16 protein-coding genes are annotated in these 24,504 nt (G+C 75.2%); 9 read left to right on the forward strand and 7 right to left on the reverse strand.

Annotated elements, in window-relative coordinates; genetic code table 11:
• Positions 1-28 precede the first annotated feature (28 nt).
• Both ACGF5C_RS05965 and ACGF5C_RS05970 read right to left on the reverse strand, forming a co-directional pair.
• Positions 29-4,945, reverse strand: a complete 4,917-nt coding sequence (locus ACGF5C_RS05965) for an SCO7613 C-terminal domain-containing membrane protein (RefSeq protein WP_393297114.1) — start codon at positions 4,943-4,945, stop codon at positions 29-31.
• Positions 4,946-5,109: 164 nt separating this feature from the next.
• Entirely contained in the window at positions 5,110-6,537 is a 1,428-nt protein-coding gene (locus ACGF5C_RS05970) for a UDP-glucose dehydrogenase family protein (RefSeq protein WP_393297116.1), read from the reverse strand.
• 247 nt (positions 6,538-6,784) lie between these two features.
• Between ACGF5C_RS05970 and ACGF5C_RS05975 the strand changes: the two genes are divergently transcribed.
• Complete coding sequence (locus tag ACGF5C_RS05975; RefSeq protein ID WP_393297118.1) at positions 6,785-7,948, forward strand: acyl-CoA dehydrogenase family protein; 1,164 nt, start codon at positions 6,785-6,787, stop codon at positions 7,946-7,948.
• 41 nt (positions 7,949-7,989) lie between these two features.
• Here ACGF5C_RS05975 and ACGF5C_RS05980 read toward each other — a convergent pair whose 3' ends face one another.
• Complete coding sequence (locus ACGF5C_RS05980) at positions 7,990-8,649, reverse strand: hypothetical protein (RefSeq protein WP_393297120.1); 660 nt, start codon at positions 8,647-8,649, stop codon at positions 7,990-7,992.
• A 23-nt stretch (positions 8,650-8,672) separates the two neighbouring features.
• Between ACGF5C_RS05980 and ACGF5C_RS05985 the strand changes: the two genes are divergently transcribed.
• Positions 8,673-9,191: an acyl-CoA thioesterase gene (locus tag ACGF5C_RS05985; RefSeq protein WP_357692349.1), complete on the forward strand. Its 519-nt coding sequence runs from the start codon at positions 8,673-8,675 to the stop codon at positions 9,189-9,191.
• A 207-nt stretch (positions 9,192-9,398) separates the two neighbouring features.
• Entirely contained in the window at positions 9,399-11,387 is a 1,989-nt protein-coding gene (locus ACGF5C_RS05990; protein ID WP_393297122.1) for an acetoacetate--CoA ligase, read from the forward strand.
• A gap of 141 nt (positions 11,388-11,528) precedes the next feature.
• Here the strand turns inward: ACGF5C_RS05990 and ACGF5C_RS05995 are convergent, their stop codons facing one another.
• Positions 11,529-12,209 carry a TIGR03089 family protein gene (locus tag ACGF5C_RS05995; RefSeq protein ID WP_393297124.1) on the reverse strand — a complete coding sequence of 227 codons (681 nt, stop codon included), beginning with the start codon at positions 12,207-12,209 and terminating at the stop codon, positions 11,529-11,531.
• 151 nt (positions 12,210-12,360) lie between these two features.
• On the opposite strand from ACGF5C_RS05995, the gene ACGF5C_RS06000 reads away from it, so the two are divergent.
• On the forward strand, positions 12,361-13,506 hold the full coding sequence (locus tag ACGF5C_RS06000; protein ID WP_357462467.1) for a glycosyltransferase family 1 protein: 1,146 nt from the start codon (positions 12,361-12,363) through the stop codon (positions 13,504-13,506).
• A 62-nt stretch (positions 13,507-13,568) separates the two neighbouring features.
• The gene (locus tag ACGF5C_RS06005) at positions 13,569-14,660 is read left to right on the forward strand and encodes a mannose-1-phosphate guanylyltransferase (protein ID WP_393297126.1); all 1,092 of its coding nucleotides are present in this window, start codon (positions 13,569-13,571) and stop codon (positions 14,658-14,660) included.
• On the opposite strand, the gene ACGF5C_RS06010 is transcribed toward ACGF5C_RS06005, so the two are convergent.
• Positions 14,629-15,255 carry an NUDIX hydrolase gene (locus tag ACGF5C_RS06010; protein ID WP_393297128.1) on the reverse strand — a complete coding sequence of 209 codons (627 nt, stop codon included), beginning with the start codon at positions 15,253-15,255 and terminating at the stop codon, positions 14,629-14,631. The genes ACGF5C_RS06005 and ACGF5C_RS06010 overlap by 32 nt on opposite strands.
• Before the next feature lie 39 nt (positions 15,256-15,294).
• On the opposite strand from ACGF5C_RS06010, the gene ACGF5C_RS06015 reads away from it, so the two are divergent.
• Both ACGF5C_RS06015 and ACGF5C_RS06020 read left to right on the forward strand, forming a co-directional pair.
• On the forward strand, positions 15,295-16,329 hold the full coding sequence (locus ACGF5C_RS06015; RefSeq protein WP_393297130.1) for a hypothetical protein: 1,035 nt from the start codon (positions 15,295-15,297) through the stop codon (positions 16,327-16,329).
• A 308-nt stretch (positions 16,330-16,637) separates the two neighbouring features.
• Complete coding sequence (locus tag ACGF5C_RS06020; RefSeq protein WP_393297132.1) at positions 16,638-17,642, forward strand: ArsR/SmtB family transcription factor; 1,005 nt, start codon at positions 16,638-16,640, stop codon at positions 17,640-17,642.
• Between the two features lie 84 nt (positions 17,643-17,726).
• Here ACGF5C_RS06020 and ACGF5C_RS06025 read toward each other — a convergent pair whose 3' ends face one another.
• Positions 17,727-18,815 carry a coenzyme F420-0:L-glutamate ligase gene (locus tag ACGF5C_RS06025; RefSeq protein WP_393297133.1) on the reverse strand — a complete coding sequence of 363 codons (1,089 nt, stop codon included), beginning with the start codon at positions 18,813-18,815 and terminating at the stop codon, positions 17,727-17,729.
• Positions 18,812-19,795, reverse strand: a complete 984-nt coding sequence (gene cofD, locus ACGF5C_RS06030) for a 2-phospho-L-lactate transferase (protein WP_393297135.1) — start codon at positions 19,793-19,795, stop codon at positions 18,812-18,814. Before cofD ends, ACGF5C_RS06025 begins: the two co-directional genes overlap by 4 nt.
• A gap of 99 nt (positions 19,796-19,894) precedes the next feature.
• Between cofD and ACGF5C_RS06035 the strand changes: the two genes are divergently transcribed.
• Positions 19,895-20,830: a hypothetical protein gene (locus ACGF5C_RS06035; RefSeq protein WP_393297137.1), complete on the forward strand. Its 936-nt coding sequence runs from the start codon at positions 19,895-19,897 to the stop codon at positions 20,828-20,830.
• Positions 20,831-21,073: 243 nt separating this feature from the next.
• On the forward strand, positions 21,074-23,581 hold the full coding sequence (locus tag ACGF5C_RS06040) for a bifunctional FO biosynthesis protein CofGH (protein WP_393297139.1): 2,508 nt from the start codon (positions 21,074-21,076) through the stop codon (positions 23,579-23,581).
• The last annotated feature ends 923 nt before the right edge of the window (positions 23,582-24,504 follow it).

Raw genomic sequence — 24,504 nt, forward strand, 5'->3', positions numbered from 1 at the left:
GGCCCGGGCCCGGGAGTGCCCGGAAGCCTCATCTCATGCCGCGCAGGGCGGTCTGCAGGCGCTCCTGGGCGCGGCGGCGGCGCTCGTTGCTCGCGCCGAGCACCAGCAGCAGGAGCCCGACCGGGATCAGCGCCAGCCACGGCCCGAGGCTGAACAGCGCGTGCACCGCCGCGATCGCGGTGACGGCGGCGCCGACGATCACCGGCGCCTGCTGCTGGCTCGTCGAGCCGAAGATGAGCACCGCTACCGCGCCGAGCAGCAGCAGCACCTGGCGCAGCGTGCTGGAGTCGGTGGCCAGCACGATCGCCAGGGTCGGCACGAACGCGGTGACCAGCGCCGGCCCGTACGCGACCCAGCTGCTCAGGTCGGGCCGGTGCCGCAGCTCCAGCACCCCGACGAGCAGGGCGAGCGCCGCGAAGGGCAGCGTGTACGCCTCCGGCAGCGCCACGTCGGCCACCCGCATCAGGATCCACCAGGCGGCGATCTCGCAGACCACAACCGCCCAGAACAGGATGCGCCGCTCCACCGGCCGGCGGCCCGGCCGGGTGGCCGCGACGCCGAGGACCGCGCCCCAGGCGGCCAGCAGCGCCGCGATGTGCCGGGGCGAGTCGAAGGCCAGGGCCAGGGCGATCAGGGCGGCGGCGTGCCCGCTCCACTCCACGGTGGCCGCCTCGCGCTGGGCCTCGGGACGGCGGAGCCGGGGCACGGTCGCGGCGAACACCTGTAGGGCCGCGCCGACCGCCAGCACACCGAAGGCGGACCAGACGGCCGCGAGCCCGGCCACCAGCCCGACGGTGAGCACGAACAGCTGCGCCATCAGCGAGGCGAAGAGCCAGCCGAGGATGCGTGCCCGCTGGGTGGTGCCGAACAGCGCCGCCACCGTGCCGACGCCGACCGCGCCGCCGAGCGTGAAGAGCGTCAGCTCCCGGGTGGCGAGGCTGCCGGCCAGCCCCGCGCCCCCGGCGGCCAGCCCGATGGCGAAGACCAGCACCCGGGTCAGCCGCAGGGAGCGGGCCGGCTCGACCAGCGGCGGGGGCGGGGTCAGCGCCAGGCCCAGCATCGAGATGGTGAACACGGCCAGCGCCGCGAGGGTGCTCGCCGGCCAGCCGTTGCCCAGCGCCACCGGGGTGATCAGCAGGGTCACGGCCGCGCCGGGCAGCACCACGGGCACCGCCCGGGAGCGCCGGCCGCCGCTGAACCCGGTGGCGGCCAGCGCGGCGGTCGCGGTGAGCAGCAGCGCGGTCAGCACGTGGGTGGCGTCGACCGCGCCGGGCGGCGGGGTGAGCAGCTCCGGCGGTGGCCCCTGCCAGACCCGGGCGAGGCTGCGGTGCGGCTCCACCAGGGCGACGACCAGGGACGGCGCGATCGACACCAGCGCCAGGACGGTGGGCAGCGCGGCGACGGCGAGCGCGCCGGCGGCCGGGCTGACCCGCCAGCGCCGCGTGCCGTCGTCCGGCAGCCGCCGCAGCGCCCCGTCGAGCAGCACCGACCAGCGCCGTACCGGCTGGGCCGAGCCGGCCGGCGGTTCGGTCGCGCCGCGGACCAGCTCGGCGAGCACCCCGAGCAGGGCCGCGGCGGCGGCGTAGACCCCGACGGGCAGCCCGGCGGGGACGGCGGCCAGCGCGGTCACGGTGGCGCCGCCGGCCACCGCCGCGCTCGCCCAGGGCAGGTACTGCGGAACCCGTCGCCGGGCGGCGGCCACCGCCGCCAGGCCCAGGCTGGACGCGGCCAGCGCGGCGGTGAGCACCACCTCCGGCGAGTGGCCGAACTCGGCCGCCAGCGCCGCGACCGCGCCCGGGGACGCGAGCAGGGCGGCGCCGGCCGCGGCGCCCCCGATCTGCGCCAGGTGCGGCGGCATCCCCTCGGCCTCGATGTCGTCGACCAGCGGCACGGCCAGCGTCCGGGCCAGCGCCGCCACCACCACGCCGATCAGCGCGATGCTGCCCAGCGCCAGCGCGGTGGTCCACGGCCGGACCAGGCCGGCCCCGGCGGCGTGCAGGGCCACCACGCCCGCCACGACCGCCCGGGACAGCCCGGCGCGCGGGTCGGTCGCCGCCACGGCGGCCATCCCGAAGACCGTGGCGACCATGCCACCGACCAGGACCGGCGACCACCACGGCAGGTCGAACGCGGCCGGCGCGCCGATCGTGGCGAGCACGGCCGCCGCCCCCGACACGTCGTACTTCCAGGGCGGCGGCAGCAGGACCGCGGCGGCGACGCCGAGCAGGGCCAGCGCGACCGGCGCCTGCCACGCCGACCCGCCGGTCGGCGCGGCCGGCCAGCCGGTCAGGTCGCCGGCCCAGATCGGGCCGGGGGTGGCGAGCACCCCCAGCCCGCCGCGCAGCGCGCTCCAGCCGGCCAGCACGCCGATGAGCACGCCGCCGACGGTGAGGCCGAGGATCGGCCCGCGCCGCCACTCCTCGGGCATCGCGCGGGCGGCCACCGCGACCACCAGCACCAGCCCGGCGGCGACGGCGAGCTGGCCGCCGGGGGCGAGCACCGCCGCGATCCGGGCGAGGGTGGCGATCAGGGCGGCGGTCACCGCCGCGGCGGCGAGGTCGGAGCCGTCCAGGGAGACGTCGGAGCGCCGGCCCGCGTCGATGGGGCCGGCGAACACCACCATCGCGGCGGCGACGAGCAGCAGCCCGCCGACCCAGGCGTCGGCGGCGGTGGCGCCGGGGGCCCCGAACGCGGCGGCGGTGACCACGACCGTGCCCAGGGCGGTGCCCACCGCCAGCGGCGCCGGGACGTGTCGCTGGGACACCTGCACGATGGCGGCGTAGCCGAGGGTGACACAGACCGCGAGGAAGCTGGCCGCCAGCACCGGGACGGTGGCCTCGCGCAGGCTCGCCGGGGTGGGCGTCGGGTCGGTCGGCACGGTGGCGGCGACGAAGGCGGCCACCGCGCCCGGCAGCGCGAACGCCGCGCCGCCGGCGGCCCAGGCCGAGACGGTGTCGGCCGCGGCCGGGGCGAGCCGCATCCGGGGCGCCACGGCGACCAGCACCCCGGCGGCGAAGAGCGCGAGCAGGGCCGCGGTCGTCAGCGGCGGCCGGGCCAGGGCGGCGCCCGCCCCGAACAGCCCGACGCTGGCCGCGGCGGCCGCGTGCGCCACCGCCGCCCGTCCGGTCCGGGCGGAGAGCCCGACGACCCCGATGCCGATCGCGGTCAGCACCATCGGCCACGGCGCCACCGCCCACCCGAGACCGAACGACGCGGGTACGGCGAGCGCGGTCAGCGCCGCGCCGACCACCGCGAACTCCCGGCGGATCTCCGGCGGCAGGGCCAGCACCGCGGCCACGGTCAGCAGGAAGGCGCTCGCGGCGAGCTGCCAGGCGGCCGGGCCGACCGCGGCGGCCAGTTCGGCCGGGTAGCGGTCGAGGTCGGCCGCCCAGGCCGGCAGCGCGGCTCGGACGGGGGCGACCCCGGCGCGCAGGGCCCCGCCGGCGACGACCACCCCGCTGACCGTGAGCGCCACCGCCGAGGCGAGCTGCGGGCCGCGCCGGGCGGCCTCCGGCACCGCCCGCACGGCGAGCCCGGTGACGGTGATGACCGCCGCGATCAGCAGCAGCGCCCGGCCGGGCAGCGCCACCGAGGCGATCCGGCTCAGCGCGCCGATCACGGCCAGGGTGAAGATCCCGGCGCCGAGGTCGGGCAACGGCGGCCGGCGCAGCACCAGCGTCCCGGCCAGGCCCACGGCGGCGGCCAGCAGCAGCGCCAGCCCCGCTCCGGCCGCGGCCGGCACGGTGGTCGCCCGCAGCAGGGCGGAGACGGCGTACGCGAGGGCGACGGCGACCGCCATCCCGTGCAGCGTCCAGGTCAGCTCGCGCAGCCACGGCACCGCCCGGGCGGCCGGGGCCGGCGTCGCCTGCTCCGGCGGGCCACCGTCGAGCACCTCGCCGGCCTCCTCCGGGTCCCCCTCCGGCCGGCCCTCGGCGCGACGCTGCCGGGGCGTGGCCGGTGCCGTCGACGTGGCGGGGGCGGCCGGCGGCTCGGGCAGGTCCCGGCGGACCGGCCGCTCCACGGTGACCGGTGACCGGGCCAGCCAGAGGTCGAGCACGGCCACCGCGGTCAGCACCAGCGCCCAGCCGCCGGGGCCGGTGACCCGGTCGTACGCGAACAGCGGCAGCACCGGCTGGGCGGCCAACACGGCGGCGAACCGGGGCGCGCGCAGCCCCGTCCAGCCCGCGTAGCCGAAGGAGACACCGGCGGTGACGGCGAAGATCACCCCGGCGAAGACGGCGCCCGAGGCGCCGCCGTTGCCGACCCGGTCCACCGCCCACAGTGCGTAGCCGGCGAGCGGCACCAGCAGCAGGCCGACGGCGGAGATGGTCTCGGCGGTCGACGTGAGCCCGCGTCGTGCCAGCACGGGCGGGGCGAGCAGCATCAGCACGGTCGCGAGCAGCAGGATGCCCAGCCGGGCCAGCGCGTCCATCGAGCTGGTGGCCACCGCGGCGAAGACCACCGCGGCGACGCCGAGCAGCAGCGCGCCGAGCCCGAGGGGGATGTTCTGCACCTCGCGGGAGGATGCCTCCGGCGGGTGCTCCGGGTCGTCGGCGTCGAGCCAGGTGGCGTTCGGCGGCGGGGGCGGATCCTCCGGGCCGGCCGGGGTGCCCTGCCGGGGCACCCGGGGCGGTGCGCCGGTGGCGGCGGTGGGCGGGCGGCGGCCGGGCCGGCGGCGCAGCACCCGGCGGGGGCGGGCGGCCTGCTTGAGGCGTTCCTCACCGGCGTGCGCGAGGATGTCCCGCTGGAAGAGCGCGGCCTGCATCTTGGCGGCGATCTGCCGCTGCTCGCTGGCGATGGCGGCCTCGCGGGCCTTCATCTCCGCGATGGACCGCTCGATCTCCGCCAGGTGCTCGACCCACTGTGGCTGGTGCGCGCCGCAGTGCGGGCAGCTGACGGCCGGTTTGATCTCCCGGCCGCACGAGGAGCACTGAAAGCTCGCCACGACACCCCTCCACCCGCACTGTGGACTCCCACCTTGGCAGCATGCCGAATGCGGGCGCGGATTTCGACAGTTGTCGGCGGGTCCGGGGCAAAGATCGTCCACGCGGACGGCGAACGGCCGGTCGCGGAGCGTGCTCCACGGCCGGCCGTCTCAGCGGTCGATGGTCAGGGGCGGCCCATGCCGCGGTACTCCCAGCCGGCCTGCGTCCACAGTGCCGAGTCCAGGCAGTTACGCCCGTCGACCACCCGGCGGCCCGCGGCCAGCTCGCCGAGGGCGACGGGGTCGGCGTTGCGGAAGTCGGCCCACTCGGTGAGCACGCAGACGAGGTCGGCACCGGTCACGGCCTCGTTGATGCCGGGCTCGTAGACCAGCTCGGGGGCCACCGCGCGGGCCCGCTCCATGCCCTGCGGGTCGTAGACGTGCACGTCGGCGCCGGCCTTGCGCAGCAGCGACGCGACGGCGAGCGCCGGGGCGTCGCGTACGTCGTCGGTGTTGGGCTTGAAGGTCGCGCCGAGCACGGCGATCCGGGTGCCGGACAGGTCCGGCCCGGCCGGCCCGGACCGACGGCCGAGCAGCTCGGCGGCGAGCTGAACGACCCGGGTCCGGCGGCGCATGTTGATCAGGTCGACCTCGTGCAGGAAGCGCAGCGCCTCCCCGGCGCCGAGCTCCTGGGCGCGGGCCTGGAAGGCCCGGATGTCCTTGGGCAGGCAGGCGCCGCCGAAGCCGAGCCCGGCCTGGAGGAAGCGGTTGCCGATGCGGGGGTCGAAGCCGATGGCCCGGGCGAGGTGGGTGACGTCGCCGCCGGCGGCCTCGCAGACCTCGGCCATCGCGTTGATGAAGGAGATCTTGGTGGCGAGGAAGGCGTTCGCGGCGACCTTGACCAGCTCGGCGGTCGCGAAGTCGGTGACCACCAGGGGCACCTCGCGGTCCTCCGTGGCGGCCAGGTCGAAGACGCCCTTGTGGGCGGCGTAGAGCATGCCGTTGGCCCACTCGCTCTTGACGCCGACCACGATCCGGTTGGGCCGCAGCACGTCGTCGACGGCGAAGCCCTCCTGGAGGAACTCGGGGCTCCACGCCACCTCGACGCCGAGGTCGGCGGGGGTGTGCTTGCTCACGAGCTGCTCGACCCACTCGGCGGTGCCGACCGGCACGGTGGACTTGCCGACGATCAGCGACTTGCGGGTCAGGTGCTGGGCCAGGCTGGTGACCGACGCCTCGACGTACGACAGGTCGGCGCCCATGCCGTCGGCGATCTGCGGCGTGCCGACGCAGATGAAGTGCACGTCGCCGAATTCGGCGACCTCGGCGATGTCCGTGCTGAACCGCAGCCGCCCGGCCGCCAGGTTGCGCTTGAGCAGCTCGTCCAGGCCGGGCTCGTGGATCGGCACCTCGCCGGCGTTCAGCATGGCGATCTTGTCGGCGTCGACGTCGAAGCCGAGCACCTCGTAGCCCAGCTCGGCGTAGCAGATGGCGTACGTCGCACCGAGGTAGCCGGTGCCCAGGAAGGTCACCCGTGGCCGCTGCGCGCCCGAGGGGGGCGTCACCGCGGCGATGGCGGGCATCGGCTGGGTGTTCGGGTACGGGATCGTCACGCCTGTCTTCTCCGCTCGCGCTGGCGTCGCGTCGTCGCGTCGCGTTCTGCTGCGGCGCCTGGGCGGGCACCGGAGGGACTCTATGCCTGTCACTTCCATCATTGCCGGGCGGCGTCGACGCTCGTCATGCCATAGCCTACGCGGCGGTAACATCGCCTGAGGTTGGTCGCTATCCTTCAGTCTGCGCCGTCGACGGTCAGGAGACGTTACAGACTGCGCATGATAGCGGTGAAGGGGAGGGGCCGACATGGCCGCAGAGCAGTCGTTCGACGTCTACCGGTTGCCGGAGGAACACGAGGCGATCCGGGAGGCGGTCCGTGAGGTCTGTGCGGCCAAGGTGGCCCCGCACGCGGCCGAGGCGGACGAGACCGGTGAGTTCCCGAAGGCGTCCTACGACGCGCTGCGCGCCGCGGACTTCCACGCCCCGCACATCCCCGTCGAGTACGGCGGCGCGGGCGCGGACGCCCTGGCCACGGCCATCGTGATCGAGGAGGTGGCGCGGGCCTGCGCGTCGTCCTCGCTGATCCCCGCGGTCAACAAGCTGGGCACCATGCCGCTGCTGCTGGCGGGCTCGGAGGAGCTCAAGCGCCGCTACCTGAGCCGCGTCGCGTCGGGTGACGCGATGTTCTCGTACTGCCTCTCCGAGCCGGAGGCGGGCAGCGACGCGGCCTCGATGACCACCCGCGCCGTGCGTGACGGCGATCACTGGGTGCTCGACGGCGTCAAGCGCTGGATCACCAACGCCGGGGTCTCGGAGTTCTACACGGTCTTCGCGGTGACCGACCCGACGGCCCGGTCCCGGGGCATCTCCGCGTTCGTGGTGGAGAAGTCCGACGCCGGGGTCAGCTTCGGCGCCCCGGAGAAGAAGCTCGGCATCAAGGGCTCGCCGACCCGCGAGGTCTACCTGGACAACGTCCGGATCCCGGCGGACCGCATGATCGGTGCCGAGGGCACCGGCTTCGCCACCGCGATGAGGACCCTGGACCACACCCGGGTCACCATCGCCGCGCAGGCCCTCGGCATCGCCCAGGGCGCGCTCGACTACGCCAAGGGGTACGTGCAGGAGCGCAAGCAGTTCGGCAAGGCGGTCGCCGAGTTCCAGGGCGTCCAGTTCATGCTCGCCGACATGGGCATGAAGCTGGAGGCGGCCCGGCAGTTGACGTACGCCGCCGCCGGCAAGTCGGAGCGCGGCGACGCCGACCTGACCTACTTCGGCGCGGCGGCCAAGTGCTTCGCCTCGGACGCGGCCATGGAGATCACCACCGACGCGGTGCAGCTGCTCGGCGGCTACGGCTACACCCGGGACTACCCGGTCGAGCGGATGATGCGCGACGCCAAGATCACCCAGATCTACGAGGGCACCAACCAGGTACAGCGCATCGTGATGGCCCGCCAGCTCCTCAAGGGCTGACCGGTCGTCGGGCGGGCCGGTCTCCCGGCCCGCCCGATCTGTCACCGGATCTCGGTCGTGTCCTCCGGCCGGTTGCCGGTGCGCGGCGGCGCCGACCACGGCGACTCGCCGCCGGTGCGGCGGGGCAGCGGCTCGGTCGGCGTCGAGTCGTCCGGGTAGCCCAGGGTCAGCGGGGCGGTGTCCCGGTCGGTCGAGCCGGCCGGGGGCCAGTCGGTCAGGGTGAAGTCGTCCCGTTCCGGGCCGGTCGCGGGCTCCGGCGCCACCTCGGCGGCCGGGCGCGGCCACCGGCGCCAGCGCTGCCCGCTGAACGTCGCCATGATCAGCAGCAGCCCGATCAGGAAGAGCGTGCCGTTCTCCACCGGCACGTGCAGCGGCAGGGGGTCACCGAAGACCTTCCAGCCCTCCGGGATGCGGTCCCGCACCTCGAAGGGCGCGGCGAACATCCCCACGTACGGGGCGGCGAGCAGCAGCCCGGCCACCAGCGGGCCGAGCGGTGAGATGCGCAGCGTGGCGAGCAGGCCGAGCAGGATCCCGCCGACGGCGAGGTAGACGGCAGGCTCGATGAGATTGGCCGAGTTGGACGTGCCGATCTCGACCCAACGGTCGACGGTGCCCGCCGACCCGTCCTGCCCGAGCGTGACCAGCACCCACGTGACGGGTGCCACCACCAACCCGGCGAGGAAGCTCCAGAGATGTCGCATCCGCGCACCGTACCGTTTCCGACATGACCGAGCACCCCTCCACCGCGCCGGCCGGTAAGCCGACCTCGTACTCCCGGGTCACCCTGAGCCGGATCATGACCGCCGTCGACGTCAACCTCTACGGCACCGTGCACGGCGGGGTGCTGATGAAGTTCATCGACGACGTGGCGGGGGCGGCGGCCGCCCGGCACAGCGGCGGCACGGCGGTCACCGCGGCCATCGACGAGATCGTCTTCGCCGAGGCGGTCCGGGTCGGCGACCTGGTGCACGCGCACGCCCAGGTGAACTGGACCGGGCAGACCTCGATGGAGGTGGGCGTCCGGGTGGTGGCCGAGCGGTGGGACTCGGCCGAGGACGAGCCGGTCCGGGTGGCCACCGCGTACCTCGTCTTCGTGGGCGTCGACGTGGGCGGCGCGCCACGGGCGGTCCGGCCGGTGCTGCCGGAGACCCTGGAGGACGAGCGGCGGTTCCGGGAGGCGGAGATCCGCCGGGCCCACCGCCTCGCCCGCCGCCGCGCCATCCAGGCCCACCGCGCCGGCTGAGCCGTTAGGAAGGGTCCCTTCCTCTACCGCAGACGTTAGGAAGGTGCCCTTCCTTACACCTGTCCCACACAGGGTGGTGGTGGGGCATGTGGGTTCCGCACGTGCGCCGACAGGGGCCGGGTGCGGAGAATGGCGCTTCGAGGTAGGGCAAGATGGCGCCACGGCCCATTTCACAGTGTCGTGCGGGGCCAGGGGGAGGGTGGAGCAGTGGGTGACGTGCTGTGGACGCCGCCGGCGGACGTACGCGAGCGGTCCCGGATCGGAAACTACCTGCGCTGGCTGCGTGAGCACCGGGGCGTGGACTTCGCCGACTACGACGAGCTGTGGCGCTGGTCGGTCACCGACCTGGAGGCGTTCTGGCGGTCGGTCTGGGACCACTTCGAGGTGGTCTCCCACACCCCGCCGACCGCCACGCTGACGGACCGGGGGATGCCCGGCGCCCGCTGGTTCCCGGGCGCCACCCTCAACTACGCGGAGAACGTGCTGCGGATGCCCGGCCGGGCCGACGACGACCCGGTGGTGATCGCGCACGGCCAGACCCGGGAGCCGGTCACCCTCACCGCCGCCGGGCTGCGCGAGCAGGTCCGCCGGGTGGCCGCCGGGCTGCGCCGGCTCGGCGTCGCCGCCGGCGACCGGGTGGCCGCGTACGCGCCGAACATCCCCGAGACGTACGTGCTGCTGCTGGCCACCAGCAGCCTGGGCGCGATCTTCTCCTCCTGCGCGCCCGAGTTCGGCACCCGCAGCGTCACCGACCGCTGGCAGCAGATCGAGCCGAAGGTCCTCGTCGCCGTGGACGGCTACCGGTACGGCGAGAAACCGGTGGACCGGCGCGGCGAGGTGGCCGCGATCCGGGCCGCCCTGCCGTCGCTGGCGCACACCGTCGGCATCGCCTACCTCGACCCGGCCGGCCCGCCGCCCGAGGGCGCGCTCGCCTGGTCCGACCTGGCCGCCGAGACCGACGAGCCGCTGACCTTCGCCCCGGTCGCCTTCGACCACCCGCTCTACGTGCTCTACTCCTCCGGCACGACCGGCCTGCCCAAGCCGATCGTGCACGGCCACGGCGGCATCCTGCTGGAGCACCTGAAGATGCTGGCCCTGCACCACGACCTGGGCCCGGCGGACCGCTTCTTCTGGTTCACCACCACCGGCTGGATGATGTGGAACTTCCTGGTCTCCGGGCCGGCGGTGGGCGCGGCGATCGTGCTGTTCGACGGCAACCCGGGCCACCCCGACCTGGGCGCGCTGTGGCGGCTGGCGGAGGAGACCGGCACCACGTACTTCGGCACGTCCGCGCCGTTCCTGCTGGCCTGCCGCAAGGCGGGGCTGGTGCCGAGGGAGATCGCCGACCTGACCGCGCTGCGCGGGGTCGGCTCGACCGGCGCGCCGCTGCCCGCCGAGGGCTTCACCTGGGTGTACGAGACGGTCGGCGACGACCTCCAGCTCCAGTCGCTCTCCGGCGGCACGGACGTCTGCACCGGCTTCGTGGGCGGGGTGCCGCTGCTGGCGGTGCACGCCGGGGAGATCACCTGCCGGGCGCTGGGCGCCAAGGTGGAGGCCCGCTCGGCCGACGGCACCCCGGTGATCGGCGAGCTGGGCGAGCTGGTGATCACCGAGCCGATGCCGAGCATGCCGGTGGGCTTCTGGAACGACCCGGACGGCGCCCGCTACCGGGAGGCGTACTTCGACCTCTACCCGGGCGTCTGGCGGCACGGCGACTGGATCACGATCAACGACCGGGGCGGCTGCGTGATCACGGGCCGTTCCGACGCCACCCTCAACCGGGGCGGCGTGCGGCTGGGCACCGCCGAGTTCTACTCGGTCGTCGAGGGGCTGGACGAGGTCGTCGACTCGGTGGTGGTGCACCTGGAGGACGACGAGGGCGGCGCCGGCGAGCTGCTGCTGTTCGTGGTGCTCGCCGAGGGACTGGAGCTGGACGACGCGCTGCGGAAGAAGATCTGCCGGGAGCTGCGTACCGCCCTGTCGCCGCGGCACGTCCCGGACGAGATCCACCAGGTCCGCGCCGTGCCGCGCACCCTCTCGGCGAAGAAGCTGGAGGTCCCGGTGAAGAAGATCCTCACCGGCACCCCGGTCGACTCGGCGGCAGCCAAGGGCGCCCTGGCCAACCCGGAGTCCCTGTCGGCCTTCGCCACCCTCGCCCAGCGCCGCGCCACCCACCCGGAGTCCACCTCCGCCTGACCCGCCCCGCCCTTGCTCTCCTCGCGCGTCGATCTTGCACTTTCTGCCCCGACCCTTGGGGTGAATAGCCCACATCGAGGGCAGCAACTGCAAGATCGGCGCGGTGGGGGTGGGGGCGGTGGGGTGGAGGGCACGGGTGGGTCAGGTCAGGGCGCGGGTGACCTTCTCCGTCGCGGCGCGGGGCTCGGCGCGGGACGGGTCGAGGTTGGCGCAGAGGACCGCGCTGGCGCCGGCCGCCAGCGGGGCGAGCAGCCAGTCGACCGGGTCGGGATACACCCCCGTGTCGACCAGGACGCGGTCGTCGCGGGCGATGCCCAGCTCGCCCGCGCGCCGCCGCGCGCGCTCCACCAGCTCCTCGCCGCCGGCGGCGTACGGGGTGAAGTGGTCCCCGTGCGCGCGCACCTCCGAGACGTAGTCGGCGAAGCCGGCCGGCACCTGCCGCATCGGCAGGGCGAACGGGGCGAGGGCGAGGACGTACCGCTCGCCGGCCGACCAGGCGTCCGCCTCGGCGAGCCGCGCGACGGCGGCGAAGAGCACCTCCACGTCGCCCGGCGTGTCGGCCACCCGCAGCCCGGCCGACCAGCATCCGAGCAGCACCGCCGCGGTCTGCCAGTGCGGCGGGAGCAGCACCCCGGCCGTGTCGCCGGGGCCCACGGCCACCTCGTCCACGAGCAGGTTGGCCGTCTTGGCCACCCAGTTCGCCAGCGTCGCGCCGGAAAGCTCGGTCCGCTCGCCGGTGGCGTCGTCGTACCAGGTCAGCAGCGGTCGGGTCGGGTCGGGCGCGATCGCGTCGGCGAATACCCGGGCAATGTTGTCGGCCATCGGCGCGAACGATACGCCCCCGCCGGCCGTACTCGAAGACAACGACAAGTCGGCGTACCGTCGGGTCGCGGTCAGCGTCCGCCCCGGGCTCCGGCGTAGGCTTGCCCGGAGTGTTGTTCCCCACAGATCCGCCAGTGCAAGGAGTCGCCCCGTGACCGCCGGTCGCCCGCCCCGCGTGCTCATCGACGCCACGAGTGTCCCCGCCGACCGTGGCGGTGTCGGTCGATACGTCGACGGCCTGCTCGGCGCCCTCGGCAAGGTGTGCGGGTCGGGGGTGGAGCTGGCCGTGGTCAGCCTCCGCACCGACCTTGAGCGCTACACCCGGATGCTGCCCGGCGCGGAGATCATCCCCGCCCCGGCCGCCGTCGCGCACCGCCCCGCCCGGCTCGCCTGGGAGCAGACCGGCCTGCCGCTGCTCGCCCAGCAGGTGGGCGCGCAGGTGCTGCACTCGCCCTTCTACACCTGCCCGCTGCGCGCCGGCTGCCCGGTCACGGTGACCGTGCACGACGCGACGTTCTTCACCGAGCCGGAGCACTACGACAAGTCCCGGCGCACGTTCTTCCGCAGCGCCATCAAGACCTCGCTGCGCCGCGCCGACCGGGTGATCGTGCCGAGCAAGGCCACCCGCGACGAGCTGATCCGGCTGCTCGACGCCGACCCGACCCGGATCGACGTCGCCTACCACGGGGTCGACCACGCCGCCTTCCACGCGCCCAGCGAGGAGGAGAAGGCCCGGGTCCGCGCCCGGCTGGGGCTCGGCGGCAGCAGCTACGTCGCCTTCCTCGGGGCCAAGGAGCCGCGCAAGAACGTGCCCAACCTGATCCGCGGCTGGGCCCGGGCGGTGGCCGACCGGGAGGACCCGCCGGCCCTGGTGGTCGCCGGCGGTCAGGGGCACGACGACGACATCGACCGCGCGGTGGCGGAGGTGCCGTCGCACCTGCGGCTGCTGCGCCCGGGCTACCTCCGCTACGCGGACCTGCCCGGCTTCCTCGGCGGGGCGCTGGTGGCCGCCTACCCGTCCTACGGGGAGGGTTTCGGCCTGCCGATCCTGGAGGCGATGGCCTGCGCCGCGCCGGTGCTCACCACACCCCGGCTGTCGCTGCCCGAGGTGGGCGGCGACGCGGTGGCGTACACCAGCGAGGCCCCCGACCAGATCGCCGCCGACCTGGCCGCGTTGCTCGACGACGAGCAGCGGCGGTTGTCCCTGGCCAAAGCCGGTTTCGACCGGGCCAAGGAGTTCACCTGGGAGTCCAGCGCCGAGGTGCACATCGCGGCCTGGAGCCGGGCGCGCGCCTGACCCCGGAGCGGCGGGGTGGCAACCCGGCGTCCGGGCGGGCCCGGTTCGGGCATGATGTGCTGATGCTCTACGCCGTCATCCCGGCGGGTGGCAGCGGCACGAGGTTGTGGCCGCTGTCCCGTGCCGGCCACCCCAAGTTCCTCCACCCGCTGACCGGTTCCGCCGCCTCGCTGCTCCAGGCCACGGTCGAGCGGCTGGGCCCGCTGACCACCGCCGAACGCACCCTGGTGGTCACCGGGACCGCGCACGTCGCGGCGGTGGCGCGCCAGCTGGCCGGGCTGCCGGAGGAGAACATCCTGGTCGAGCCGTCGCCCCGGGACTCCTGCGCGGCGATCGCCCTGGCCGCCGCCGTCATCGCGCAGCGCGAGCCGAAAGCGGTGATGGGCTCCTTCGCGGCCGACCACCTGATCGGCGACCCGGAGCGGTGGCGGGAGGTCGTCCGGGAGGCGGTACGCGGCGCCGAGCAGGGCCTGCTGATGACGGTGGGCATCACCCCGACGCGGGCCGAGACCGGCTACGGCTACCTCCAGACCGGCGACCCGGTCGACGACGGCCCGCTGCGCCCGGTCGCCGAGTTCAAGGAGAAGCCGAGCGCCGAGGTGGCGGAGGCGTACCTGCGCTCCGGGCGGCACCTCTGGAACGCCAGCATGTTCGTCTGGCGGGTCGACGTGTTCCTCGCCGAGCTGGCCCGCCAGCAGCCCGCCCTGCACGCCGGGATCGTCGCGATCGCCGAGGCGTGGGGCACCGAGGGGCAGGACGACGTGCTCGGCACGGTCTGGCCGACGCTGCCGAAGATCTCCGTCGACTACGCGGTGATGGAGGGCGCGGCGACCGCCGGGCGGGTGGCCACGGTGCCGGGCGACTTCGGCTGGAACGACGTCGGCGACTTCCACACGCTGGGCGAGGTGCTGCCGGCCGACCCGGACGGCAACGTGGTGCTCGGCGGCGACGCCAAGCCGGGGGTGCTGCTGCGGGACAGCTCCGGGCTGGTGGTGGTGCCGCACTCCGGGCGGCTGGTGGCCACCGTCGGAGTGCACGACCTGATCGTCGTCGACACCCCGGACGCGCTGCTGGTCTGCCCGCGCGACCGGGCGCAGGACGTCAAGAAGATCGTCGACGAGCTCAAGGAGCGGGGCGAAGAGGGGCTCGTCTGAGCGTCGCCAGGGCCGGGGCGACCAGCTTCGCCGTCCCCCCGGCCAGCGGCTCCGGCAGGTGGTCCGGCGGAAACCAGGCCAGCGCCTCGGACTCGTCGCTGACCCGTTCCGTCGCGGCGGGCGGGGCGAGGACGGCGAACCGGACGTCGTAGTGCAGGGAGCCGCCCTGGCAGTTCACCGGATGGATGTCCACGTCGATCGGGACCGGGTCGATCCGCAGGCCCGCGATCCCGGACTCCTCGCCGGCCTCGCGCAGGGCGGCGCCGGCGAGGGTCCGGTCGGCCGGCTCGCAGTGCCCGCCGAGCTGCACCCACTTCCGGAACTTGCCGTGCAGGCAGAGCAGCACCCGCGAGCCGGTGGCGTCGAGCACCAGCGCGCTCGCCGTGACGTGCCCGGCCCGGTGTGCCCGGCTCATCGCCACCGGCCCGGCGGCCAGTAGCCGCACGGTGCAGTCCCGGGCCTCGGCGGCGGCCGGGCCGGCCGGCTCCCAGCGCTCCAGCGTGGCGACGGCGTCGGCGTGCAGCGTCGCGTACACCTCGGCGTCCGTGGGCGGCGACGTCCGGGGGCCGGCGGCGGCGGTGGGGGATTCGGGCATGCCGACACTGTACGAGCCGGCGCTTCGTACCCTGGCCGGGTGACCCTGCGACTGCTGGAATTCGTCGTGGCCGGCAACGAGGCCAGCGACCTGCTGCCGGTGCGTTCCGTGGCGTTGCTGCGCGCGCACGGCGCCCGGCGCGGCTTCTGGACGGTGCTCGACGAGGGGCCGGTGGAGCACTGCCTGGCCCTGCTGCTGGAGCGCGACGACGGCGAGTGGGTCGCCCGGCACGTGACCGCCGACGCCGGGGCCGAGAACGGCCGGACGGAGGACGGCGAGGCCCTGGCCCACCACGACGGCTGGGTCTACGTCTTCGGCTCGCACTTCGGCTCGAAGGGCGGCCCGCTGCGCCCCAGACGCGCCTTCGTGGCCCGGTTCCGGGAGGACGACGCGGCGGGTGGCGTGCTGCCGGTGCAGGTGGTGCGCAACCGGTTCCGGCTGCACCGGGCGGTCAACGACGCGCTGCTCAAGGCGCCGTTCACCCCGCTGCCGCCGGCCGCGCGGGTGCGGGCCCGGTTCATCGGGGAGACCGTCGCGCGCGGCACCGCCCGGTCGAAGGGCTGGGTCAGCCGACTCGTCCCCGACGACCTGCCGCTGAACGTCGAGGCTGCCGCCTTCACGCCGGCCGGCGGCGTCCTGATCGGACTCCGCTTCCCGGTCACGGCCGACGGCGAGCCGATCCTGGTCGAGCTGACCGGCGTGCCGGGCATGTTCGATCCCGTGCCGACCTGGCCGGAGGCGACGGGCGCGTACGTGTTGACGGGGGTGACCCCGCCCGGCGCGCTCGCCGGCTTCCGGGCGATCGCCCCCACCGACGACGGCGGCTACGCGGCGGTCGTCGGGTCCATCGACGCGCTCGGCAAGGGCTCGGTGCTGCTCGACGAGCACCCGACCGGCGGTGACGTCACCTCCCGGCACGTCCGGTTCCCGCCGCCCAGCGACGGGCATCTGGTCCCCGGTGAGCTGGTGGTCGACCTGGCGCCGTTCCACCATGTGGAGGGGGTGGCCGAGCTGGACGGGCGCAGCTTCTACGTCACCGACGAGGACCACCGCGTGGCGCTCTGGGTGGGGTGAACGGGCGGGCGCCGGCCGACGCGGGGGAGCCACGGCGGGCCGGCGGCCGGACGGCACCTCTGCGGAGCAGGCCCGCAGACCCTCGTGGTGCCGCCCGGCCCCCGGGTCCTCCCCGTCCCCCAGGGCGCCCCGGTCCGCGATCGCGTCGCCGACGCGATCGTCCCCGTGTGGGCAGTGGAAGCATGCCCAACCCCCACCATGGACGTCGAGGTTTTTCAGCTCAGGCTTAAAGACGGAGATAAGTGCCGCCCAGGTAGGCTGCAACGGTCACCCGGCATCCCCCCGGCCGGGCGGCACGGGAGCACTCCATGCTGAAGATCTATTTCTCCGCCGAGGACATCCTCCGGACCCGGGTGGCTCCGGCGGCGGACCCGGTGTGGGAACTGGTCCTCAGTCTGCACCTGCTGCCGGGTCGCGGCCGGGACCCGCTGCTGGCGGGCTGGCGGCGCAGCGTGACCCGGGCACTGCGCCAGGGCATCGGGTCCCCCGGCCTGAGGCTCCTCCTGTCGCTCAATCCGCCCCGCGGCTACTTCCCCGACTTTCTCACCCCCTACCAGAGCGTGTCCGGGTTCGAGGCCGGCATGGAGGCGGTCCGGAGCACTCCCGTGTCGCTGCTGCAACGCGACCTGTCGCTGCTCGCCACCGGCCACACCCTGCCGGCCGGCGCTGCCGCGGTGGCCCGGGGCGAGCCGGACACGCTGCGCGACCTGACCGGCGCGATGGCGCAGTACCGCGACCTGGCGATCGACCCGTACTGGACCCGGATCCAGGCGGCCGTGGAGGCCGACCGGTCCCGGCGGGCCCGGGCGCTGCTCGACGGCGGGGTGGAGGGGCTGCTGGCCAGCCTGCGGCCCGCCATGCACTGGGAGTCCGGGGTGCTCCAGGTCCGCGGCTACCCGCACAGTCGCGAGCTGCACCTGGACGGGCGCGGCCTGCTGCTGGTGCCCTCGTTCTTCTGCGCGCCCACCCCGGTGGCCCTGCTCGACCCGGCGCTGCCCCCGGTCCTGGTCTACCGGGTGGACCGGCTGGGCGGGCTGCTGCCGGCGCCCGCCGAGGGCGCCGGCCCGGGCACGCCGGACACCGGACGGGAGGCGCTGGCCGCGCTGCTCGGCCGCACCCGGGCCGCCGTGCTGGCGGTCAGCGACGACGGCTGCACCACCGGGGAGGTGGCCCGCCGGCTGAACATCTCACCGGCCGCCGCCAGCCAGCACACCGCCGTGCTGCGCAACGCCGGCCTGCTGGTCAGCCACCGCGACCGCAACAGCGTCCTGCACACCCTCACCCCGCTGGGGCGGGCGATGCTCAACTCCTGAGCGCCCAGCCCGCTCCCGTGCCCCGCGCCGTCCACCTCGCACCCGCCGCGCGGGCGCGGCGGGGAACCGGGGGCGGGAGGCCCGTCAGAGGGCCAGGCAGGCGGCGGCGGGGGTGCCGGCGGGCGGGGGGAGCGGGAGCGAGGCGACGCCCTCCGCCGCCAGGGCGGCGCGCAGGCGGTGCAGGTCGGCGCCGAAGCGGACCAGCTCGGCCGGGCCGGCCGGGGCGGCCGGGGAGCCGAGCACCAGCGCCGCCGCCTCCGCCGGCCAGCCGGGCACGGCGGTGACCATTTCGGTGCGTACGGCCTCGTCGGTGACCAGGGTGAACTCCGTGCCGGGCGCGACCACGCCGGCGACCGCGGCGATCGCCCGCCGCACCGCGTCCCGGTCGGGCGGGGTCGGGTTGGGGGCGTCCGGCAGGGTGGCGGCGGCGGCCAGCCCGGCCGCCCTCGCCTCGGCGGTGCCCAGCGAGAACAGGTCCATCGCGGCGTCCCGGACCAGCGTCGCCGCCCCGGCGCCGTCGTCCGGCCGGGGCGCGGTGAGGTAGCCGCGCACCACGGCGACCGGCACCTGGTCGCACTTGCCCTTGATCAGCTCGCCCGCGCCGGCCAGCTCGTCCACGACCGCCATCTGGGTGAGCTGGAGTTCGTTGCCGTACGGGTCGACCTCGCCCCGGTGGTCGCGGATCGCGTCCATGCCGGCGACGCCGAGCGCCACGTCGGTGAGCCCGTTGCGCCAGGGCCGGCCCATCGTGTCGGTGATGATCACCGCGACGTCGACGTGGTAGCGGTCGCGCAGGGCGGCGCGCAGCGCCCGGGCCGAGGCGTCCGGGTCCGCCGGGAGCAGCACCAGCCGGGTCTTGTCGACGTTCGAGGCGTCGATCCCGGCCGAGGCCATCACGAAGCCGTGGTGGGTCTGCACGATCCGGGTCGCGCCCCGGGTCGCCACCACCCGCGCCGTCTCGGCGGCCAGCACCTCGTCCCGCGCGGCGAGCCGCTCCGGCCCGTCCGCCGGGACGTCCACCAGTCGCCCCTCCGACTTCGAGACGATCTTGCTGGTCACCACCAGCACGTCGCCGTCGCGCAGCCACGGCGCGGCGTTCGCGATCAGGGCGGCCAGGTCGTCGCCCTCGGACACGTGACCGATGCCCGGCACCGGCAGGATCTCCAGCCTCATGTCAGCTCCAGCGCGGCGCGGACCATGGCCGCCGTCGCCGTCTCGTCGGTCATCAGCAGCGGCACCGCGCGCACCGTCACCTCCGGCACCACGACGCCGGCGTCCTCCTCGGCGACCAGCCAGCCGTCGAGCAGCCCGCCGGCCGCCCGGCCGCCGTAGAGGCGGCCCACCCCGGCCGCGCTGCACTCGACCCCGAGCACCTCCAGGCAGCGGTCCGCCATGCCGCGCACCGGCGCGCCGCCGATGATCGGCGAGACGCCGACCACCGGGGCGGGGCCGTCGGCGACCGCCTCGCGCAGCCCGGGCACGGCCAGGATCGGGGCGATGCTCACCACGGGGTTGCTCGGCGCGACCAGCACCACGTCGGCCCCGGCGATCGCCGCCACGACGCCGGGCGCCGGCTTCGCCGTCTCCGCGCCGACGAAGACGAACCGGTGGGTGGGGACGTTCCCGCGGTGGCGCACCCACCACTCCTGGAAGTGGATCGCCCGTTGGCCGCCGTCGGGCCCGTCCGCGCCGGATTCGCCCGCGACCGCCGGCCCGCTCACCACCACGTGCGTCTCCAGGCGGTCGTCGGTCGCCGGCAGCAGGCGTACGCCGGGCTGCCAGCGGGTGGCGAGCGCCTCGGTGACCGCGTGCAGCGGGTAGCCGGCGTTGAGCATGGTCGTGCGCACCAGGTGGGTGGCGACGTCCCGGTCGCCGAGCCCGAACCAGGTCGGCTCGGCGCCGTACGCGGCCAGCTCCTGCTTGACCGTCCAGCTCTCGTCGACGCGGCCCCAGCCCCGCTCGGGGTCGGCGCCGCCACCCAGCGTATACATGACGCTGTCCAGGTCGGGGCAGACCTTGAGCCCGTGCAGGAACAGGTCGTCGCCGACGTTGACCACGGCGGTCACCTCGGCGCCGACCTCGCGGGCGTACGCCCGGACGCCGAGCAGGAAGCGGGCACCCCCGATGCCGCCCGTCAGAACCACGATGCGCATGCCGAACATCCTCGCGCACGAGCCGCCCGGGATCCGCCGCTGGCCCGGGAGACTAGGCTCACGTCGGCAACTGTCCGCTTTCGCCCCAAGGGGGATCCCGTGACCAGCCCCGCCGAGCCCGCGTCCACCGACGCGACGCAGGCCAGCCAACTGACCAAGCCGCTGCGTGAACTCGCCGCGTTCGTGCTCCTCGGCGCGAACGCCGTGTTCCTCTTCGTCGGCCTGATCCGGTTGCTGACGCCGGCCGAGTACGTACCCTTCGCGGGCCGGGCGGGCAACGCCTTCCCCGCCTTCGTCGGCATCGAGGCGGTGGCCCTGCCGCTGCTGGCCGTGCTGCTCGCCACGCACGTGCGTCCCCCGGCGCCGAAGGCGAAACTGATCACCCAGGTTGCCCTCGGTGAGTACGCGTTCAGCGCGCTGTTCGGCGTGCTGACCTTCCTGGTCTGGACGCTCGACCTGCTGTCCCAGGGCCAGGTCCTCGACGCCTTCCTCGGCCTGCTCTCCCGGGTGGCCTGGCTGGGGCTCCTCGCGCTCGCCGCGTTCGTCGTCTTCAAGATCTGGCGCACCCTGTACTACGTCCCGAAGCCGAAGCCCCAGCCCGGCGTGTACGGCCAGCCGCAGCCCGGTTGGCCGCAGCAGCAGGCCGGCTACCCGGCCCCGGGCCAGCCGGTCCCCGGTCAGCCGGGTCAGCCTGGCCAGTCGATCCCCGGTCAGCCGGGCGCGTGGCCGGCCCCCGGCCCGTACGGCGCCCCGTACGGCCAGCAGCCGGCGCCGTTCGGCGGCCCGCAGGCGACCCCGCCGTTCAACCCGGCGCCGCAGCCGGGCCCGCCGGCCGCCACCGCGCCGCAGTCGGCGCCCCCGTTCGGGTCGTCGCCAGCCGCCCCGCCGTTCGGGCCGCCGCCCTCGGCCGAACCGACCCAGGCGATCCCGCGCCAGTCCGTCGAGCCCACCCAGTCGATTCCGCGCCCCGTGGACGGGGAGCCGGACCGCACCCAGCGCATCAACCCGGGCGACACCCCCGACGCCCCGCGCTGACCGGGCGGCAGCACCGCATCCGAGCGCCCCGCGCGACCACGTGCGGGGCGCTCGCGTTTCCCCGGCCCCCGGCATCGGGCCCCCGGCGTCCGGCCGGGCGGTCGTGTCCGGCGTCCGGCCGGGCGGTCGTGTCCGGCGTCCCGCCGGGCGGCCGGTCCGGCGGTGGGGCGAGGGGTGCGTGCCCTTCTTCACCGTGCGGGCCGGGCGGGCGGGGTGCGGCCGGCGAGCGCTTAGGCTGGGCGGATGGTTGATCGCACCGAGCCCGGCCCGAGTGACGCGAGCGTGCGGCGGGCGCTGCGCCGGGCGGCGACCGGGCGGGCGCTCGACGTCGACGAGGCCACCGCGCTGCTGAGCGCCCGGGGCGACGCGCTGGACGAGCTGCTCGACGTCGCCGGCGCCGTCCGCGACGCCGGGCTGCGCGAGGCCGGGCGGCCGGGCGTGGTGACGTACTCGAAGAAGGTCTTCATCCCCCTCACCCGGCTGTGCCGGGACCGCTGCCACTACTGCACGTTCGCCACCGTGCCGCACCGGCTGCCGGCGGCGTTCCTCGACCGCGACGAGGTGCTCGCCATCGCGCGGGCGGGCGCGGCCCAGGGCTGCAAGGAGGCCCTGTTCACGCTCGGCGACCGGCCGGAGGAGCGCTGGCCGGCGGCCCGGCAGTGGCTGGACGAGCGCGGCTACGACTCCACCCTGGACTATTTGCGCGCCTGCGCGGTGGCGGTGCTGGAGGAGACCGGGCTGCTGCCGCACCTGAACCCGGGCGTGCTGTCCTGGTCGGAGTTGCAGCGGCTGAAGCCCGTCGCGCCCAGCATGGGGATGATGCTGGAGACCACGGCGACGCGGCTCTGGTCGGAGCCGGGCGGCCCGCACTTCGGCTCGCCGGACAAGGAGCCGGCGGTCCGGCTCCGGGTGCTCGACGACGCGGGCCGGGTCGGGGTGCCGTTCACCACCGGCATCCTGATCGGCATCGGCGAGACCCCCGCCGAGCGGGTCGACGCGATCTTCGCCATCCGCCGCGCCCACCGGGAGTACGGCCACCTCCAGGAGGTGATCGTGCAGAACTTCCGCGCCAAGCCGGACACGGCGATGCGCGGGATGCCCGACGCGGAGCTGCACGACCTGGCCGCCACGGTGGCGGTGGCCCGGGTGCTGCTCGGGCCGAAGGCCCGCATCCAGGCCCCGCCGAACCTCATCGAGGGCGAGTACGACCTGCTGCTGCGCGCCGGCATCGACGACTGGGGCGGGGTCTCCCCGCTGACCCCGGACCACGTCAACCCCGAGCGCCCGTGGCCCCACCTGGACGAGCTGGCCCGGCAGACGGAGAAGTCCGGGTTCACCCTGCGCGAGCGGCTGACGATCTACCCCGAGTACGTGCGGGCCGGCGACCCGTGGCTCGACCCGCGCCTGCTGCCGCACGTCGGCGCGCTGGCCGACCCGGCGACCGGGCTGGCCGTCGAGGAGGCGCGGCCGGTGGGCCGCCCCTGGCAGGAGCCCGACGAGACGTACGGCGGCCGGACCGACCTGCACGCCACCATCGACACCACCGGGCGCACCGGCGACCGGCGCGGCGACTTCGACCACGTCTACGGCGACTGGTCGGAGGTGGCCGGCAAGGTCACCGGCGGGGGCGGGGGCGGGACCGACCGCGACCTGCGGGCCGGGCTGCGGCTGGCCGCCGACGACCCGGCGGCGCTGCTCGACCCGCGGCACGCCGACGCCGCGCTGGCGCTGTTCGCCGCCGACGGGCCGGCGCTCGACGAGCTGTGCCGGCTCGCCGACGACGCCCGCCGGGCGGCGGTCGGCGACGACGTGACGTACGTGGTCAACCGCAACATCAACTTCAGCAACGTCTGCTACGTGGGCTGCCGGTTCTGTGCCTTCGCGCAGCGGGAGCGGGACGCCGACGCGTACCGGCTCTCGGTGGAGCAGGTCGCCGACCGGGCCGAGGAGGCGTGGGCGGCCGGCGCCAGCGAGGTCTGCCTCCAGGGCGGCATCGACCCGAAGCTGCCGGTGACCGTCTACGCCGACATGGTCCGGGCGATCAAGGCACGGGTGCCGGCGATGCACGTGCACGCGTTCTCGCCGATGGAGATCGTCACCGCCGCCGCGAAGGCCGGCGTGTCCGTGCGGGAGTGGCTGACCGGGCTGCGCGACGCCGGGCTGGACACCATCCCGGGCACCGCCGCGGAGATCCTCGACGACGACGTGCGCTGGGTGCTCACGAAGGGCAAGCTGCCGGCCGCCGCCTGGGTCGAGGTGGTCGGCACGGCCCACGAGCTGGGCATCCGGTCCAGCTCCACGATGATGTACGGCCACGTGGACCACCCCGCGCAGTGGCTCGCGCACTTCCGGGTGCTGGCCGGGTTGCAGGACCGCACCGGCGGCTTCACCGAGTTCGTGGCGCTGCCGTTCGTGCACACCAACGCGCCGATCTATCTGGCCGGCATCGCCCGTCCCGGGCCGACCTGGCGGGAGAACCGGGTGGTGCACGCGATGGCCCGGCTGCTGCTGCACGGCCGGATCGACAACATCCAGTGCTCCTGGGTGAAGCTCGGCGACGAGGGCACTGCGGCGATGCTGCGGGGCGGCTGCAACGACCTCGGCGGCACGCTGATGGAGGAGACGATCTCCCGGATGGCCGGTTCCGGCAACGGTTCGGCGCGTACCGAGGAGCAGTTGATCGCGATCGCGGCGGCCGCCGGACGCCCGGCCCGCAAGCGCACGACCGCGTACGGCCGCCCCCGGCCGTAGGATCGTCGAGCCTTTCCCCGCTGCCGGCCCGGCGCGGGTTCCCGGGCGCCCGGCCGAGCCTTGTCGACGTCGAGGGGTTCCACGGCTCAGCTCCGGCGATCCATTTCGCACGGTTGGCTTCTTCGAGTTCGGCGACGACGTGCGATACGAGTCCATATCGACAACGACGGTGACGGGTGGGCCGACGTCACCTACCGGTTCGAATTCACCACCGGGATCACGAATCCGAACAGCTTTCTCTGCCGCCGGGGCTGAGCGCCGCCGACGTTCCCCGACTTCCCCTAGCCGGATACGCCGGGTTCCCCAACCCGCCGGCGTCGTCCTCGATCCCGGCGGCGACACCGGCACCCTGATCATCTACCCGGGACGAAACCCGCACGGCCGGGAGATCGAGGTCAGCCGGGACGACGGGCCGCGTACGCACCCGGCGGCCCGGGAGCGCCGGGTGCGGAACGGGGCGTTCCACAGTGCCGTCCACCCGGAGCTGCCCGCCGGCGTCTGTACCGTTTGGTGGGACGATCGGCTGCTGGCCGGCAGGGTCGGCGTCACCGCCGGTGTGATCGCCGATTTCACGTGGCCGACCAGCGTGCCTCCGGTCTCCGATCGAGCCGGCCGGCACCGCCCGCAGCGGCGCCTCGTCCACATCGTGGACGGGATGCCGTCGGTCGTTTCCGGCTCGACGGGCGGTCGACGCGAACTCGGGTTAACCTTGTCCCCCACCAAGATCAACGATGTGGTGGGTGGTCTTTCGGGGGTCTCCAACGGCCTGTCCGGTCGGGCCGGCGGGGAAGCGCCACGGGAGAAAACTCGGGCAACTCGCCGGAGAGGGCGTTACTCGGCCGGGGTCTGAATCGATAGGGCAGGTTGCGAGGCCGGGCGGCCGGGTGGTCGTCCGGAGTGTTGTCGGGAGGGCGACTCCATTA

The organism is Micromonospora sp. NPDC047620 (genome assembly GCF_043205005.1).
GTDB lineage: Bacteria > Actinomycetota > Actinomycetes > Mycobacteriales > Micromonosporaceae > Micromonospora.

What these genes read in the sequence shown, in the direction of transcription:
- ACGF5C_RS05975 (WP_393297118.1), top strand. Translation starts at nt 6,785, where the DNA reads ATGGCCGCAGAGCAGTCGTTCGACGTCTACCGGTTGCCGGAGGAACAC.
- ACGF5C_RS05980 (WP_393297120.1), bottom strand. Translation starts at nt 8,649, where the DNA reads ATGCGACATCTCTGGAGCTTCCTCGCCGGGTTGGTGGTGGCACCCGTC.
- ACGF5C_RS05985 (WP_357692349.1), top strand. Translation starts at nt 8,673, where the DNA reads ATGACCGAGCACCCCTCCACCGCGCCGGCCGGTAAGCCGACCTCGTAC.
- ACGF5C_RS05995 (WP_393297124.1), bottom strand. Translation starts at nt 12,209, where the DNA reads ATGGCCGACAACATTGCCCGGGTATTCGCCGACGCGATCGCGCCCGAC.
- ACGF5C_RS06005 (WP_393297126.1), top strand. Translation starts at nt 13,569, where the DNA reads ATGCTCTACGCCGTCATCCCGGCGGGTGGCAGCGGCACGAGGTTGTGG.
- ACGF5C_RS06010 (WP_393297128.1), bottom strand. Translation starts at nt 15,255, where the DNA reads ATGCCCGAATCCCCCACCGCCGCCGCCGGCCCCCGGACGTCGCCGCCC.
- ACGF5C_RS06020 (WP_393297132.1), top strand. Translation starts at nt 16,638, where the DNA reads ATGCTGAAGATCTATTTCTCCGCCGAGGACATCCTCCGGACCCGGGTG.
- ACGF5C_RS06025 (WP_393297133.1), bottom strand. Translation starts at nt 18,815, where the DNA reads ATGAGGCTGGAGATCCTGCCGGTGCCGGGCATCGGTCACGTGTCCGAG.
- cofD (WP_393297135.1), bottom strand. Translation starts at nt 19,795, where the DNA reads ATGCGCATCGTGGTTCTGACGGGCGGCATCGGGGGTGCCCGCTTCCTG.
- ACGF5C_RS06040 (WP_393297139.1), top strand. Translation starts at nt 21,074, where the DNA reads ATGGTTGATCGCACCGAGCCCGGCCCGAGTGACGCGAGCGTGCGGCGG.